The sequence below is a fragment of the Stieleria bergensis genome, assembly GCA_007745635.1.
GTDB lineage: Bacteria > Planctomycetota > Planctomycetia > Pirellulales > Pirellulaceae > Stieleria > Stieleria bergensis.
Map to the genome: position 1 here is coordinate 4,601,438 of CP036272.1, position 17,899 is coordinate 4,619,336.

A 17,899-nucleotide genomic window follows, 5' to 3' on the forward strand; every position below is an offset into this window, starting at 1 on the left:
ACAGAGATTCTTCACACGCTATCGTCTGACAATGCACCTGCTAAGGAACCGGTTTTGCAACTCGGTCTGTTATCAGACGGCTTGCAAATCCAACGCCCGAACCAGTGAAGACATTGTGATCAGGAAGATCCCTCCCAGCGATGAAGCATTCTATTGCAAGGAGTTTTGTCACGATGACAATCCCCAGCTCACTCAGGAAACGCGCTAAACGCATTGCACTGTATTTGCTGATCGCAGCTTCTGGCACATCACTGACATCCCCTCTTAATGCCAGCGAGCCACACATTGAACTAGCCAGCCATGACAGTGTTCATTGGTGCGGCTGGACGGTCGAAGAGCAACTCAATGCTGCTTCGAACACCCCCCCTCCCCAAATCACATCGACCGACGAAAAGCCGAACGCTCTGACAGCAAAGCAATCGGACGCCAACAACAAGACCGCCCCCTCGGTCATGGTTGTAAAGCAAGCCGAACTATTCGGTACGGTCAGCATGCCTCTGGTCTCGATCACCAAGAACGACGAACTACGCATCACCACCTGCAACTACGACAATTGGCTCAAGAACGTCTTGGCTTCTGTCCCCGGAGTCAACACGACCACCGAAGCGACAGACCAAGACAAGACTGCCGGAGTCCTTCAAGCGGACGACGCCGAACTCGGCTCAGCAGTCGCCGACGAAAGCACCGCTGTTGCCGCCGTCGAAGACTCAGCCATGGACACCGAAGTGGCCGACGCGGAAGCCGCCGAGGAATTTGCTCCCAACGAAGCCGTCGCCAGCACCGACCAAGCTGAACGGGTCGATGACCTGGCAATTGACGCCGTCGATGACCAATACTACAGAGACGCGTACGACGACGATGAGTACTACGACAATCAGTACTACGATGAAGATCGCTACTATCAAGAAGACCTCGTCGCCGAACCGTGGAACCCGGAATCACCAATCGCCGAACCGGAGATCACCGTTGCAAACGCTCCGACGGTTTGCACACCGGTTGATGACGTCCAACTGAGCGTCAATGGCGAACTGGCCGTCAACGGGCAAACCAACAACAGCCCCATGATTAGCGACACTCCAAGTGTTGACATGGCAACCCAACGTGCCGCCGAAGCCAGCCTGGACGCGGAAACCAACGTCACTGAAGTCGCTCTAGACGAAGCTCCCATCGACGCTGTCGCCGTTGAAACTGAAACCGTCGAAACCGAAGTCGCTGACGTTGAAATCGCTCAAGCCGAGACGACTGAAGCGGAAATCGACGTGGTGTTCGAAGAGCCCACTCTGTCCGACGCCGATCTTGATGCTGACCCAGCGATGGCAAATCTTGACGAAGCCGGACACTCTGTCCTGGCCGAATCGGCTGACGCAACGGAAGCAGCCCCAAGCATCACCGCAGAAGACGTCACTGCTGAACAAGAGATCACGGCCACCGATGACGACTCCTTTGACCAAGTCGACGACGTCGTGATCACCCCGCCTGCAATGCAAGCGTCGGATGCCGAACAAGCGGAACTCGCGGACAACAGCGACCTAATCCAACAGGTGGTGCAAGGTCCAGTTACCGCTGAGGGAACGCTTCCGATTCTGCTAGACGAAGTCGTCGTCAGCGATGAACGAGCCGACAGCGAAACCGCGACCGATCACTCGGTGATTGACGAAACTCCTGCCGTCGTCAGCAGAACTTCGGACGAGTTCAACGAATGGCTCGCTTCACTGGCCGTGGCCTCGACTCCCGGCACCATGTCCTGGATCGAACTGAGCGAGCCTCTGGCAGCGATCTACCAAGATGCCGTCGCTGAGGCCGATCCGGTCAGCCCAGCCGAATCAAGCGATGCCCTGGCCACCGTCGAACAGCCTGCTAAATCTCAGCCGGAACAAGACGCTCCCACCGCAGCGGACCTAGTGGGCAGCTCTGCTGTGATCGCAACCATCGAAGAAGAGTACCAACCTTACGATGTTGCCAGTGCTTCCGAACCAGAGGCCACCATCGCCCAGCTGGACACCACGCAACCAGCTGACTCGGATGTTCAAGCGATGCCGGAACAGACTAGCACGCCAGCAGACACCGAGCCCGAAGCTACCGAGCCCGAAGCTACCGAGCCCGAAGCAATCGAGCCTGAAGCAATCGAGCCTGAAGCAATCGAGCCCGAAGCAATCGAGCCTGAAGCAATCGAGCCTGAAGCAATCGAGCCTGAAGCAATCGAGCCTGAAGCAATCGAGCCTGAAGCAATCGAGCCTGAAGCAATCGAGCCCGAAAGCACCGAGACCGCGGCACCCATCACTGCGATCGACCGCCTCATCAATCCCGATCGCCCTTGGACCATTGACTCCTGCTGGGTCATTCGCCAACCGGGCTGGAGCGTTTTCCACCAAGAACCTCAGCCGCGGGCACTGACGGTGCTGAAAGCTGAGCACAACGACGCGATCGCTGCGACCGAAAGCGGGGCGACCGAAGAGCAACCCGTCACAGCAGAGCCTGCCGCTGTCTTGCAAATCGCTGACGCCGCGGACACTCCCCCGCTGCCTCAGTCTTTGGTGGGATCGGCTGACTGCCTGCTGGACCACTGGCTCTGGCAAGCTGACTTGTTGGCCCAAGACAACCCTTGGGTTCAAGAACTCTCCGACGCCGAGAATTTGGGTGCTGCCATCGTTCAGTTGTCAGATCGTTACACCACCGTCACCCAGGACGTGCTGACGGAGATCGCGACCAAGCTGCCTGCACCCGCTGCCAAGCCTGCTCCCCAGCCCGTGATGGTGCAAGAGTTAGCTGATGACGAGCAACGCATCGCAACCGCCGATGTGGAGCCAGCGACTGAAGTGACGTCTACTGCCCCCGCAGCAGACGCGATCGTCACCGCACAAGAGCCTGTCGTCAGCACAGAAAATCAATTGCAACCCTATCAGGAGTTGCTGGACAACGTGATTGACGCCTCGAAGTTCTTGGTCGACGACATCCAGCGGCAAGCACAAGCGGCTGCCAAAGTTGCTGACTCGAGCGAAAACAGCGACAGCCAAACGCTGCGATAGCCCAGCAGGCCAGTCCCATTTGGCCAATCCCATTTGGCCAGTGGACTGGGGATGCGTCCCAGAAAGTGTGCCTGGGGAAGATTGAACGTGAAGGATTCGTTCCTGGGAATCCTTCACATGGCCTGGCTTGACTTACTGCGTTTGTCAAACCCTGCCAGCTCAATGCTCTTTTCAAAATCGATTCGCTGATCGCTCTGGGTGTGCATGCGACAGCCGGAACAGCGTCACGACCACCGCCTCTCTCTCTCCCTTTTCAGGGCGGCGGTGGTCCGGCGTTGAAACATCGATTCTGTTGCCAATCCGAGACCCAGACGACGTGCTGTGATTGAACGACACGTCTGTGAGTTGCAAACACTGGCCATCAGACAAGGCCAATGAAACCGGCCTTGCACAACAGTGGGGCTAGAACGGGATCGGTTTACTCCCAGTTAATGCCTTCAAAGCGTCCACCGGAATTCTCAACGGGCTGACTGCCCGCGTCGACGGTGCGTTCGCCTTCTTTGCGATGCTTTTCAATCAGCTTGCGTCCCTTTTCAGCGGCCTTCGAAAGATCACTGCGAATCTGTTGGCGATCAATCTGAATCGTCGTGGTCTCTTCATCTCGATTGATGGTGAACCAATTTGCCATGAAAGCCAAACCAGCGAGAACCACAAGGATCATTACAAACCGAAACATTACTACCAAATCCAATTTGAGTAAAAAGCTATACTTGCGAATCCAATGATAGGCCGTGACGGTCAATCATCCCTTGTCCGTCAGCCCCAATCAGCGTGAGGTTATCCCGCCACATTCATTCACTTAAACGTCCAGATTCAACAGCCATCAGGCGGCCTTACTGGCTTCTGCATTCAGTTTGTTGTAGAGCGTCTTGCTGCTAACGCCCAGCTCTTCTGCGGCCGCCTTCTTATCACCACTGTGTCTTTCCAACGCACGATGAATGGCCTGCATCTCCATTTCCTTCAGCGTCATCGGAGCTTCATCGCGGACTTGGCTACGCAATTGTCGAAGCGAAAAGTGTCGCGGCAAATGCTCAGCATCAATGGGAAACTGGTCACACAGAATCGAAGCATGCTCAACCACGTTGGCGAGTTCACGCACATTGCCAGGCCAGCGATGCGCCTTCAGTTCCGCCTCCGCTCGCTCGGTAAAGCATGCTTGTCCGGCCGCTTCGGGGCGAACTTTGACCAGCAAGTGCTGAGCCAAAGGCATGATATCGTCTGTCCGATCACGCAGAGGGGGCACATGAATTTCAAAAGTATTGATGCGGAACATCAAGTCTTCGCGAAACGCTTCGTCATGGACCATTTGTTCCAGATCGCGGTGCGTCGCACAGACAACGCGGACGTCAACTCGCTTGCTCTGGTTGCTTCCCAGTCGCCGAATGTCACCGGTTTCCAACACGCGCAGCAACTTGGCTTGCATCGCGAGTGGCAACTCACCGATCTCATCCAGAAAGATCGTGCCACCGTCAGCGACTTCAAACAGTCCCACTCTGGCTGAGTCGGCGCCCGTGAAGGCTCCCTTGACGTGACCAAAGAGCTCACTTTCGATCAGGTTCTCTGGCAGGGCTCCACAGTTGATCGAGACCATCGGCTTGTCGGCTCGCAAGCTGCTTTCATGCACTGCCTTGGCGACCAATTCCTTTCCGCATCCGGTTTCGCCGCGAATCATCACCGTGCTGCTGGTCGGGCCAACTTTGCTGATCGCCTGCCTTACCTGCTCAAAAGCTCCATTCTGGCCAATCAACTCATTGGAACCCTCAACCTGTTCCAAGCGATGTTCCATGGCGGCCATCTTCCGCCAGCGATCAAGCTGATGATAGGCGCCGCTAAGCAGTGCCTTGACTTCCTTGAACCGAACGGGTTTGTCGATAAACGCGAACGCTTGGTTTTCGATCGCGATCATGGCACTGGGCAGATCGGGCTTGCCGGTCAACACAATGACTTGAATCTCAGGCTGAATCGCCCGAGCGCGTTTCATGACTTCGGACCCATGCATGCCGGGCATGTCCAGATCGACGATCAAGCAATCAAACGGTTCGTGCTCCAACGCTTCAACGGCCAACTCGCCATTGGGGCACACGACCACGCTATGTCCAGCGCGATCCAACTGCTGCCGCATCAGTTCCTGCAGTTTGGGCTCATCGTCCGCAAACAGGATGTGCATGGATTCAGATCTAGGCTGCTTTTCTGACATCATTCCATTCCAAGGATTTCGAATCGGCCTTGTTGCCGATGGTAAGAACCGGTTGTTGCTGATCAGCCGCCGCAGGCAATCGGAGGATCATTTTGGAACCTTTGCCTTCACCTTCGCTAAACGGGGTCAATGATCCATGGTGCATGGAGACGATTCGGTAACTGATACTCAACCCCAAGCCGGTGCCGCTGTTGTCTCGTTTGCGCGTAAAGAAGGGCTCGAAGAGATGATTGATGACTTCGGCGTCCATCCCGCAACCATCATCATCCACCGAGACCATGGCGCTGCGAACACCCGTCAACGGATCGCGGTCGTAACGCGCAGTCACGTCGACTTTCCCCTCGTTGTCCACCGATTCCAAGGCGTTGGAAATCAGGTTCAACAACACCTGCTGGATTTCCTGTGAATTGCAGTGCGCCAGCACGGGCTGATCGGCGTGAACGGTGATTGTTTTGCATCGGTACTGGCCCACTTTGGTGACCATCGAAACGACGTTGGAGACCAGTTCCTTCAAGTCCACATCGCTCCGCGAGGAATCGCCCAGTTGAGCAAAGTTCAACAGCCGCTTGGTAATGCCTTTGACCCGAAACGCCTCCGATTGAATGGTCTCCAGGGTCTCTGAAAGCTCGCCCAGGAAGGCTGGATCGAACTGTTTCAACTGTTCTTCGGGCAGGTCTTCAAGATGCGTTTCCATGATTTCGGCACTAAACGCGATGATGCCCATCGGGTTGTTGACTTCATGAGCCACCCCGGCGGCAAGAAATCCAACGCTGGCCAGCCGTTCGTTTTGAATCAATTCACGTGATCGCAGCCGCACCTCTTCCTCGGCCTGCTCTTTTGCCAGCTGCAGATCCTTCAGTGCTTGACGAAACCGACCTGTGATGTCGTTCACGGTATTGGCCAAACGACCGATTTCGTCGTCGTGTTCCAAAATGATCTGGTTACTCCACTGACCGTCGGCAATCGTTTGGGCGCCCACAGACAGCGTGTTGAACGGCGATGCAATATTGTTCCAATAGTACCAAGCAATGCCGACAAAGAGCACCAATGCGACACCACCGATGAATGCCATCGACGAACGCATGTTCCGCTGTTGCTGAGTCATCCCTGCCAGGAACTGATTCACGCCATGCGTCAGCAAACGAATTTCCTTACCCGCCTGTTGTTCAAGTTCCAATGCGATGGCCAATAAGATCGCATGCTCATCAGCGGCGATGAAAGACGCCTCGTCACCATCTGATTTTCCCAAGAAGACATCCGCCGTCCTCTCAAAGTCCTCATAGGCGGGCCGATACCGCTCCAGCTCTCGGCCGAAGCGCGTGAGCGATTGCGTTTGCTCGACGCGTAGAACCGCCGTGTTTGGCAACTCCGATAATTCACGACTTCCCTGGACCGTCCGCTGCAACTGAACATGGACCAGTTCAAGGTTGTGCAATGAATTTTCGATTTCATCGCGCATCCCAAAGACTTGTTCATAGGTGTCGTTGGACTTTCTGATCCGCTCACTGGTAGAAAGCCTGACCGTGGCCGACCGGAGCCGCAGCGCCCAACTATACAAGTCGCTGGTGTGTTTGATCTCTGCACTTAGCAGCTCAAACTCTTTGGTCAAAATGCGGTCGCGGCGAACCTGGTACAAGCTGCAACCAACCAAGACGAAGAACACCACTGCCAGAACGATCAGTCCTGCAATGATCTTGGTCCGAATTTTCCAGCTTCCCATCATCAGACTACAGTCCGTTGTCAATCTGTTGTTAGCACGTGCTTGCGCGGCACCGTCCAAAACGGCCGCATTGACGACGATAGACATTGCCCCCACGGAATCGCAAGGTCAGATCAAAGCGCCGCCGCGAGCGTGTTGAGCCCCTTGTCGAGCGAAAATGCGAGTGTTTCCGCAGCCCATCGGCCGCTTGCAATGCCGGTTACGTGATTGAATCGCCCAGCTGGCAACCAATGGCCCACTGGCAGTTCATGGCTGGAAGTTCATGGCTGGAAGTTCATGGCCGATTGCTCTCACGATCGGCGTCCCAAGCGTGGTCGCGGTGCTGCAGGCAGATTCCAGCGCGCGAACCTGCGGCGGCCCCAAGTGTCTATCCGGCCAGCGAATCACGCTGGCCAAACGCTGGCGAGAGCACGGCAATTGCTCACCGACATCGACCGAAAACAGTAACCCTGGCGGGAAAGTTTGGACCCCACGCTTGGGAACGGAAATTCCCCCAAAACCGGCCTTTCCACCCCTTCTGACCGCCTTACGCAGACCTGGAATTCCGCGGAGTCACCCCAGTCTGCCAAAATTTACTTGCTTTTTTCGGGCAATGTTTCGATAATTGCCACGTCGTTTCGCACTGACGCGGTGCGTTGGACTACTTCCGAACGTCCCCGGTTTCACTCTTGTTGGCGCAAGAGATCGGCGGCGTCAAACCAAGTTTAAAAAGGAGGTGATCAAGTGGATTATTGCTGTACTAGCCAACGGGGGAGCAACCCGTAGACGTGGTCGGCGGGCTGACACTATGGGTCAGCTTCCCCACTCGAGATCATCTTTTTGATCGCGAGATATATTCCGCTTGTCGTGATTCTACCTTGGTCACGGCAAGCGGTTTTTTTGTGATTGCATTCCCCCGTCAATCCTTTATCCTTGGCCCCCCCAAACGCCCTTGTAGCTCAGCTGGATAGAGCATTCGACTTCTAATCGAACGGTCGCAGGTTCGAATCCTGCCAAGGGTGCTTCCTCCGGTCACCGCTTGACTATGCACCACAAGTTGACTCTCAACTGTGGTCACAAAGCCTGTTGATAAGCCGCGTTATAACGTACTTTCTGGCAATGACTTACGTCGATGAATGATTGAGTGAGACTCTCTGAGTTGATCGCCACTCTTGATCACGGGCCGCTGACTACCGCCAAAGTTCGAACTCCGGCACTCCCGCTCTCAGACTCTCTCCTGTTTTAGGCCGCATAAGTTAGCGATGTCGCGTTTGAGTGGTGCGGGTGAGATTCGAACCCACGTCCGTGATGGAGTGACTCTGAACGAAATCCGAGCCTTAGTGTCGAACACTTAATCGCAAAAAATGGTGCAGCGGTGAAAGGACCGAAGCGACTTGGATGCAAGCCAAAATCTGGTAGGCCGATGCAACTTCCGCGCGTTCGCGGATGAAGAAGCATCGAAGATGCAGCCGATGTTCAAGCTGCCAATGGCTGCCGTCGCGCCCTTGTGCCTCTGTGAAAGCACCGGCCTGCCGCCGTTCTAACCATGTCAAGCTGAGGCGTGCCAACGATTTGTGTCAAAGTCGTGCGTTCAACCCTGAAAAAACAGAACGCTGTTTGGACTTTGCGTGATCACGGGCAATGCTACGATTCCAAGCAACAAGCCCACCGCCGAAAACGACGATGGGTTTGTTTGAAAAAAAGTCGGGGCGACTGGCGGTTGTTTGAACGAGTGGTGGTTGAATATGCGATGGTGTGCCTTGGCAATTTGCAAGACATCCTGCGAGTGTCAAGCCTCGGTCAGCGTGACAGTTGTCACGAGCTCTCGATAGCGCTTACGAGGTAGCCGCGTCTATGCGTATGAATCTGGCGGTGGAACCGGTCTGATGCTCCTCTGCCGCGAGACAAAAGGGCGCAAAGGCGGCCGCAAACAGGGCGAGATGAAGGTCGAAAAAAAGCGGGCCAACCTTCGAGCAACGACGGTTGGCCCGCCCGTATTCCGTGCGGCCGCGCCTTTCATCGAAACGACTCGCCACCGCCGCACACCACCTTATTCGCCCACCGGCAAATTCGCCGGTGCGCTGGAGAATCGGGTAGTCCCTGTGTGGGCACGGCCGCTGGAGCCGTTTTGACGACCCCAACGATTCTGGCCCAAACAGTCTGCTTCCACCGCACACCGTACCGGGGCTTGCGACGCGAAAACCGTTGTTGTTGTTCTCGTTCGCCGGGTTGTTGTCGTTCCGGTTCGACGACGACAAGTTGTTGGAGTTGTTGTTCCAGTTGCCGCCGCGGATCCCGCGATTCGACGAACCCTTGATCCCGATTCCCCTCCCTATCGTCAGCGGCTCAACACCGCTCGACGTAGACCCACACTTTGCGCATGTTTTGTATGTGCCACCCACGCCCGCACGCTCGTGGTCAAAGTTGATGCGGGCAATCGCCCCTGTCCCACCTCCCAACGCATGGCTCGGAATTTCGCCTGATACCGACGAGCCGTTGCGGCTCGAACCCGGATACGACCGTCCCTGCGGACTACGAATCCGACGAAGTCGACACCGCTACGAGTGTGCAGCAAACGATACTTGTCGGGATGCATGCACAAGTGCAGCGATGCGAGCTTGTCCTTGACACGCTGACCCTGCTCTTTCAATCGCCGACGATCATCACCGAAAAGCAGGAAATCGTCCAGGTAGCGGAGGTAGCCTTTCACTCGCAGTTCGTGCTTCACGAAGTGGTCGAGCGCGTCTAAATAAACATTCGCCAGGAATTGGCTCGTCAGATTTCCAATCGGCAATCCACACTTGTGGAGCCGCACATCGAACAAGTCGCCGCCGCTGGACCATTCCTGCCGCACACGGTCGTGATGCGTCTCCAACACCTTCGTGATCAGCACCAACAGACGATCGTCGCCGATCACCCGACTGACCAAGGACATCAGGACGCCATGATCGATGCTGGGGAAGTACTTCTGTACATCGCACTTGAGGGCGTAATCAAATCGCCGGGTGAATTGCGAGGCCCGACGCATTGCCGCATGCGTTCCCTTACCGGGACGACTGGCGTACGAATCTTCAATGAATCGCCGCTCGAAAATGGGCTGGATGACTCGCACAATCGCATGATGCACCACTCGGTCCCGAAACGGTGCGGCCGCCACCAATCGCTCTTTTGGTTCGTGGATCCGGAAATAGTGGTACTCGCCGGGACGATAAACCTCGCCCGATAGTTCCGCTTGCAGATCGACCACCTGCCGCTCCAAATCTGCGTAGAACGATGCGCCGGGCTCACGCCAACGTTTTCCTCGCAAGGCTTCACGGGCGGCAGCCAGCACATTCTCAAACGAAACAACTTGCTCAAACAGATGTTTGTGGCGGTGCATCTCCGACACTTTCCTTGCTGGATGATTGCTTCCACCAGCCGCCGACCATTCGACCGCATTCGGTCACGCCCCGGCAACTGAACTCATATTGCTTGCCGCTGAGCAGGTTTCGCTCTTGGGCCAGCCGTAACAGCCAGCGGAGCATTTCGATCTTTCGGTTGGCGGTCGCTAACAAGTCCGACTTGCGGCGACTGTAGGCCGCCTCCACCAACAATTCCAGAATGTCCAAAGCGTGATCCGTTAGTCGCTGCCCGAAAATGAATCGCTGATTCTTCGGGAAACCATCAACGCGATCCAGCAACCACTTCGTGAAATCGTACCACTTGATCAGAACCACCGGTGGGTCGGTCGGCTTCGCCACGTCACACAGTTCCCGCGTCCAACGACCATTTCAATTTTCAAAATCGCGCGCCGCCTGCGGCGGCGAAGAAAAAGGATAAAAGGAAAAAAGAGAAAAGGGTTATTTCCTCGCCCGCCTTCTTCGGTAACACAAACCGCCTACACAAATCGCGCTCCACACGACCAGCGAACCGGGCTCTGGCACGGTGGCGGGAGAGGAAAGACTTGCGACGCGAAAACCGACGCTGATGAACCCGCCCGCCGGGTCGGAGTCGGCCCAGAACGACGACGACAAGAAGACGGAGTTGCCGTCCCAGAAGCCGCCGCGGATCCCGCGATTCGAGGAACCTGTACTGTTGCTCAGGTCAACGCTCGTTTCTTCCCATTCAGACACATTGCCCCCCAAACCCATGATCCCAAACGGACTCAGCCCGCCTGCCTGAGTGATGTCCGCCGGGCCTTGCGCCAAGGTGAACACCGCCGTGTTGTCAGCCGTGCCACTGGACACGGCGGCCGGCACACTGCCAGTCAAGCTGGGATAGTCCCCATACACTCCTGTATTCGGATTGTAGTACGCCGCCTTGTACCACTCGTCCAAGCTCGGCAGCCAATAGTGGGCGTCCTTGTGACGGTAAAGATTCTGACCGCCCAGTTGCCAAGCCTCGCCGGAACTCCACACGTCAATATTGTTGTTCACGACGCTGGTGGTGAAGTTATAGGCCGCCTGAAATCCCTGGCTGGTGTTCAGCCAGTTCACAAATCGAGCCGCTTCATTCCACGACACATACGTCACTGGCTTGTTCGGCCCGCGCGTGTCCGTCGTGATTGTCAACGATTGTGAGTCATTGAACTTTGTGAACATGTCTTCGCTGACTTCATACTTCCCCATCTGGTAGGTGTACTCGACCTTGCCAGCGGGACTCGGATAGCCCGTCAAATCGTCCGCGTTGCCGGGACTGCCGATCTCGACGAACGTCATTTCGAACTTGTTGGCACCACTGCCAAAGGTGATCACACCGGCATCGGCTTGCGGAGTGACGAGAAGCGTCAAGAAGCCGGCAGAGGCCAGTAGTCCAATGGAGATGCGTCGCATGATGGAGACTCTTTGGTTGATCAAGAGAAACTTTGATTTCCACCCCGGAAGGTCGTAACAGGCTAATTGCCGCACGCAAGCGATAAAATCCTTCGAAACAGTTTTTCTTTGTCGCACAAGTTAACCCTCGTATTGTTTGAACTTGGAACTCTTTTGCCGCGAAGTAAATTCCTATACACATCAAAAAGCGCATCGGGATAACCCAGAACAAATGCCTTCGCATCGTTCGCTGAATATGCTTGACTGTGGGCCTATCAAAAAACAGGAAATCGTCGCTTACGATTATTTCAGCTTTAGACACGTCCTAACGCGAAGTTGTGTTGTAGGTCCGTATTATCCGTATTATCCGTAGATTCCGCTCAGTTGCTACATCCAACTCACGAAAACAGACTAATGCCCGAAGCAGTGGAAAATGTCTTGGCCCGCCGCGACAAAGTCGCTCAGTTTCGATCAAAAGACACCGCGAAGCAAAACCATACAATTCAGTGCCCGATTATGAGTCCTGCGACATTTACACTTGAAGCGTAAAGCTGTTGCTCAATGGGTCAGCGATTCTTCGCGGCAGCTAATCGGGAGCCGGCTCAACAACACATGATGAAATGCAGATTTCGAGTTGGTTCGCGCACAGATCGAGACGCCTTGGGAATCCTATCCTCTCCCCAAAGAAACAAGCGTTCGCACACTATTATTCGCTCCACGATCCGCCGTGGGTCAGTAGACCACTAGCAAGCTCAGATGACTTGCAGTTCAGAGTCGACTTCAGGAAAATCCCACATCGAGAACCGTCTCAAAGCCAATGAAACCAGCGACGTAGGGTGCAGACGCAGGGTGCCGTGTTTGCACCACTGCTTTGAACATCTTTGGATAGTCTGTTTTCGCGTTCAGAATCTTGTGCACGGATTTTGGACGCTTTTTGGTTTTCCGCTTCTGCGGCTTACGTTTCTTGGAATTCGTCGATTTGATCCAGAAGTCGTTCCACCGTATTCGTAGCAACTCATGCAGATGCTGCTGAGAAGCCCCTGCGTTTCGTATCGGAACGAGTGTCTCGATATCAAACGTTGACAACAGAACTTGCCAGGTGACTAGTTCGCGCTGGACATCTTTGAACAGTTTCTCAATCGAAACCATCTCCGTTTCTCGGTCTTGATGCCCAGCAATGTAGCTGCGTAGAAGTTGCAGTTGATTGTAAAGCAAAAGGCAAATTGCAAACTGAAACAAACCTGCCTGAGGTGTACTTCCGATCAAGTTCTTGAGACTAAACACCTCGGTGACCTTTTGGAAGACACGCTCAATCTCCCAACGCTCTCCATAGAGATACAAAAGATCGGCAGCTGGATATTTGCGAACGCCAAAAAGCTCCGTTACGATCGATAACTCCGCACCATCATCAAGCTCGAGCGTGATTCGTCTGACGTAGCATTGATTCTTGTTGGAGTCAGCTCCCAGCCACCCACACTCATCAGCGTCTAGCAAGGGTGCGTCCCCGTCTAGCAAGGGTGCGTCCCTATTGGGGGAGGACGCTGCTAGCGGCCTGGGCAAGTTGGGTGGGGCTGGCAAGAGACCGCCTGCCGACGGATGAGTTTCATGGGGCGAAAGGAGAAAAACCGTTCAAATTCGAACGGTTTTGGCGACGCTCAGCGCACAACCCCAGCCTACAAGCTCTCAGATCGCTTGAAAAAGATGGCAAATAATAGGTGTGGATTTCTGGCTAACTGCAGATTCAAATCTGCAGCACCACACGAGCCTGCTTGCGGATGAAATATCCATCACCGCTCACATGCTTGCGCTCCTCTTTCATCGAATCCAACGATCCAGCAATGCTCCCAAACAACTCGCCGAATCGATTCGCCATCGATAGCCATGCCTTCGCCGGCAACTTGGAAAACCTGAGCGCCGCAGGAAGCTCAATCTCGCCGTCCTCTTGCATCCCCAGCGTCCATTTCAATAACTCCATGTAACGCTCAAAGCTGATCGGCAAGAACCCCTTGTCGCTACAACGCTTTCCCGATCGACTCGGCGCCGAACCCACCGCATCACGCGCCTCGTCTATCTCCAACTTCGATAACACCCGGCAACGATCCGCACCTTTCTCGCGCAAATCAAACCGGTGTCGACGAGCCAATGCCTCCGCCTGAGCCTGATCCGCTTCGTACTGCGCTCGCAAGACCTCTGTGATCCGGTGCCCCAACGCCCCACTATTGTGCTGGTCAAATGGCTTATCAAGACCCGCCCGAATCCGATTCAAGTCAATGTAGACCGTGCATGCCAATAAAGCCTCATCATCGACCAGCCGAGTCGATCCATAACGCCCACCCCAAAAACTCCCGCGGCGACCGTCTTCGTAGTTCGCCCGCTGAGCAAGGTACTGATTGAGTTGCTTCATCAAGTGCGAGCAATCACTCAACTGCGTTCGACACTTCTCCAGCTTCTCCTTGTTGGCCATCAACATCTCGATAGCCTGCTCAGAGGGCTGCTTGAAATTCCCGTCCTTGTCCGGCTGACCTGACAACGCACTCAGCCAACGCTCGGCCACCTGGCGATCGGTCAAAGACGCAGCAATGTCNGGCCGAGTGCGAACGTTGAGGTGATAGTGATTCGACAGCACGCCATAACTGAGCAGCTCAATGCACAGGTGTGCAAACAGCTGGTTCATTTTGTCCACCAGCCAACCCTGGCGATAGGAAAAGTCCTCGCCGGTGTCTGGATTTTTGCCTAAGAGATAAAGGCCATCAATGGTCCGATTATAGAGGTGCACCGCTTCGACCTGATGAGGATCGAGCACCTCTGAACGAGGGTCACGACACATAAACGCAAGGTTCCTAAGGAAAAGCAGCAGGACCAAGCCACGCGTACCTGCCAGTACCATGCGTTTAATCAAAGGGCGGATCTTCACACCCTGAAACATCGAGATGGTTCTAAGAACCAAGCGAACAGCAGTCAAGCGTCTACCGACTCTCGACCTTGAAATTCCTACAACCCGAAGAGCCAATCTCTAGAATCGCCAATACGCTTCCGCTTATAAATGACGAATCAATCCCATTTGCTATCAAGCAATCTCGCCTGACCGGGACTGTCCCCTGAAACTGGTCCCGCGTCAGTATCAGTCCGGCGAAACCGACCGCAACGGACGGATCACCAAACGTGGTAATCCGTTGGCGCGAACGATCCTTGTCGAGTGCGCCTGGACGTCGCTCCGGTACACCCCCTGGGCCAAGGGCGTTTACGAGAGAATCTGTGGCCAGCAGAAAACACGCAAGAAGAAAGCGGGGATCGCGCTGGCACGGAAGATCGCCGTGATCGCCTGGGCAATGCTGCGTGATGAGAAGGACTGGGAACCGAAACGCATGTGTGTGGGGCCTGTCCCCAGGGTGCGCTGCGCGACCCTGGGCTATGGGGTAGAACACCTTCGGCGTTCGGAACTCTGGATGCGATTGTGAAAGCCATCGCCTTGGCTTTGGCAGGTTACTTGGGCGTGCTTCTCTAATCATGTGCTTCGAAGAAACGTCAGCCTGGCCTGCCGAACGCCGTAGGTGTTCTACATGCGGTTTGGGGCACACCGACCGGAGAGCAAGTGTTCTCTGCTGCACAGGCTTGCACCGGAGGTTTCTCTGCCATACGTTGTCAGCGGCGTTGGCTCATTTGGCAAGTCGTCGTAAGACGCGCAGAGCAGTTGTTTGCTAATGTGATCATTGAGAGGCAAGCGGATCATCTGGGTGTGTAACCAGTCCTTGATCCAGACGATCTCGGCCGGTCAACCTTGCTAACCGTTGGATCAGCTTTTCGGGAGCACGCCAACAGTGACAGCACAGGTGCGCTCTGGCATCGGCAATCTGATACAATCAGGGCATGTCAATCAACATCACTCACGAGCGCCATCGCCCCGCATCGCCATCAAGATGCCCACGCGCGCGCCGAGCGAATCGCACCTGCCCCCCAACCCGCCACCACAACACCTCACCAAGCAAACACCGCAAAACCAGCAAAGCAAACCATCCCAGCAACAACCAACCCCACACTTGCTCCAGAGATCCGATTGGGTATGCGGGAAGCCGTTTCGGGCTTTATCAATTTGTCGATGGATCGCCGTTGGATGGGCTGGATCCGTCTGGGAAGTTTCGAGCGGGACGAATCGATCTTCCAGCGTCGTGCCTTGCAAATATGTTTTGGTGCTTTGGTGGATTGTGCTCTGTTCCGGCTGCATGTTCTCCAGCTTCGTGGACGCCGATTACGATCGGGGCTTGTATTGGGGCGGTAAGTGGTGGAGCAGCTGCGGGGTGCACAGCGGCCGCTGACTGTCTTAACCAAGCTCTCGAGGACAGCGAGGAGGTTGAAGATTTCCGAACTTGCGTGTCGCGGTGCTGTGGGCCAACGGGCTGCCGTGGTTCAGGCATACGAGTGTGCTCGCGACGGTGCAGTAGATAAATACGAGTTGAGAGGACAAAATGTTGAATGTGAAATCGGCTGTAGTTTTCGTTACTTCGATTGCAGCGTTACTGGCTGGTCTGACGATGCTCGTTCAAGGAAATAGTCGCTGGTCAGCGATCGCTTTGGTATCGGCAGCGTTGCTTTTTGCTTCAGCAATGGCGATTAGAAAGAGTAGTATCCGCGCAGATTGAATAACTTTGCCCGTTCGTTGGCGAACGTGCCGACCACGTGTTTGACCGCGCACCAGAAATCTAAGGGGTACAGAAATCTAAGGGGTCAGGCCTCTTAAATCCGTCGGCGGACGATTGACTTGACTTAATAACCCACCAACCGAGTTTTGATGTGGGGACGGAGTTTGAGCCTTGATGGGTTGCCTGGTTTTACTTGGGTGTCCAAGGCGTTTTTGGGTTGGGCGACTGGGCTAGAAGGGCCGTGCGTTTGACGGCTTGGCAATGCGTTGACGCTGTAAGAGTGCGTTTGATTGGCCCGGTTGATTGAAATGGCTTGGCTTTGAGGGCTTTAGATTTGGTAATGGCATGCCGCTAGCCGGATCGAGTTTGAACGGCTCAATTTTTCGCTCATCGGTCGTGGCCCCGTTGTTGTCAATCATGGGGGTGGCCGCTGGTGTGATTGCCGCTTGTGCGGAGTGAATTGGTGCGCGCAAGCACAGCATCCTATCGATTCTCGTCGAGCAATTCCAACGTTTATTGTGACTACCTCCTTCGTGCTCTTCGTGTCCTTCGTGGTTCATACCCGGTTTTGCGACGATTGCAAGTTTCGGTGGACTGTCCCCGGCAGATTATGAGCGTTTGCATGGCCAGCGGCGCTGGTGTCACTTTTCTAGTGCAAGGGTTTGGGCGAGAAGCCTTGGCGTTCCAACGCACTCTCCCGAACCCGTTGTAGAACACCTACGGCGTTCGGAGACGATGTGTGGGGGGCCTGTCCCCAGGGTGCGCTGCGCGACCCTGGGCTATGGGGTAGAACACCTTCGGCGTTCGGAAATCTGGATGCGATTGTGAAAGCCATCGCCTTGGCTTTGGCAGGTTACCGAAGTGCGTTTCTCTGCCATACGTTGTCAGCGGTGCTGGCTCATTTGGCAAGATGTCGTAAGACGCGCAGAGCAGTTGTCTCTCATGTGATCATTGAGAGGCAAGCGAATCTTCTGGCTGTGCAACCAGTCCTTGATCCTGACGATCAAGGCCGGTCAACCTTGCTAACCGTTGGATCAGCTTTTGGGGAACACGCCAAGAGCATCATGGACGAGTTGCACGATGAGCGGAAACGAGACCTCACGCGAATAGCAACGCCCCCGCGATCTTTCAAAGACCTGGTTGAGACACTTCTCATCTGCGATGTACCGCCAGCAAACAAAGAGAGCATCTGCAAGCGAAGCCGCTGCTTGAACCTTATTGGCAAAGTCGTCCATGACCCGATCCCGGTACGAGGAAATCCTAACAGGGCCAAAAAACCAAGGAAAAAGCAAGGTCAATCCGAGTCACAACATGTTCAAAGCAGTGGTGCAAGCACGGCACCCTACGTGGGTGCGTTTCGATCCAAACGTGGCATGGGACAAAACAATCATCGGGGGGTTTTATCTCGATGACCTCGCCGCAGAACCAACCTCTGTGACCGGATCCGGTACACTGATCACTTTGACCAATCTCCAATCATGAGAGCCTGTGCCTGCCTTGTGCTTCACATGACGTTGCTCATCAGCGATGGAGTCGCTGATAAACAAGCT

The 17,899-nt window shown here is 55.0% G+C and carries 9 protein-coding genes and 1 tRNA gene; 3 read left to right on the forward strand and 7 right to left on the reverse strand.

The genetic code is table 11. The features are described from left to right. The first annotated feature begins 173 nt into the window (after nt 1–173). Complete coding sequence (locus SV7mr_RS25490; RefSeq protein ID WP_419187479.1) at nt 174–3,026, forward strand: hypothetical protein; 2,853 nt, start codon at nt 174–176, stop codon at nt 3,024–3,026. 418 nt (nt 3,027–3,444) lie between these two features. Here the strand turns inward: SV7mr_RS25490 and SV7mr_RS16315 are convergent, their stop codons facing one another. From SV7mr_RS16315 to SV7mr_RS16325, 3 genes are all read right to left on the reverse strand, one after another. Continuing rightward, nucleotides 3,445–3,702, reverse strand: coding sequence for a hypothetical protein (locus tag SV7mr_RS16315; protein WP_145274438.1), 258 nt, complete (start codon nt 3,700–3,702; stop codon nt 3,445–3,447). A 147-nt stretch (nt 3,703–3,849) separates the two neighbouring features. Then, entirely contained in the window at nt 3,850–5,193 is a 1,344-nt protein-coding gene (locus tag SV7mr_RS16320) for a sigma-54-dependent transcriptional regulator (protein WP_145274441.1), read from the reverse strand. A gap of 10 nt (nt 5,194–5,203) precedes the next feature. After that, the gene (locus SV7mr_RS16325; RefSeq protein ID WP_419187480.1) at nt 5,204–6,946 is read right to left on the reverse strand and encodes a sensor histidine kinase; all 1,743 of its coding nucleotides are present in this window, start codon (nt 6,944–6,946) and stop codon (nt 5,204–5,206) included. Between the two features lie 924 nt (nt 6,947–7,870). Between SV7mr_RS16325 and SV7mr_RS16330 the strand changes: the two genes are divergently transcribed. Continuing rightward, nucleotides 7,871–7,944 (forward strand) — tRNA-Arg (locus SV7mr_RS16330). A 1,316-nt stretch (nt 7,945–9,260) separates the two neighbouring features. On the opposite strand, the gene SV7mr_RS16335 is transcribed toward SV7mr_RS16330, so the two are convergent. From SV7mr_RS16335 to SV7mr_RS16350, 4 genes are all read right to left on the reverse strand, one after another. Further along, entirely contained in the window at nt 9,261–10,301 is a 1,041-nt protein-coding gene (locus SV7mr_RS16335) for a reverse transcriptase/maturase family protein (protein WP_145274446.1), read from the reverse strand. Next, on the reverse strand, nt 10,276–10,662 hold the full coding sequence (avd, locus tag SV7mr_RS16340; RefSeq protein WP_419187481.1) for a diversity-generating retroelement protein Avd: 387 nt from the start codon (nt 10,660–10,662) through the stop codon (nt 10,276–10,278). The genes SV7mr_RS16335 and avd overlap by 26 nt, the downstream gene beginning before the upstream one ends. Before the next feature lie 99 nt (nt 10,663–10,761). After that, complete coding sequence (locus SV7mr_RS16345; protein ID WP_145274452.1) at nt 10,762–11,733, reverse strand: formylglycine-generating enzyme family protein; 972 nt, start codon at nt 11,731–11,733, stop codon at nt 10,762–10,764. Between the two features lie 759 nt (nt 11,734–12,492). Next, a complete protein-coding gene (locus tag SV7mr_RS16350; RefSeq protein ID WP_145274455.1) occupies nt 12,493–13,227 on the reverse strand; it encodes a hypothetical protein in 735 nt (244 codons plus the stop codon). 1,589 nt (nt 13,228–14,816) lie between these two features. Between SV7mr_RS16350 and SV7mr_RS16360 the strand changes: the two genes are divergently transcribed. Then, complete coding sequence (locus SV7mr_RS16360) at nt 14,817–15,170, forward strand: transposase (protein ID WP_419188479.1); 354 nt, start codon at nt 14,817–14,819, stop codon at nt 15,168–15,170. Nucleotides 15,171–17,899: the final 2,729 nt, after the last annotated feature.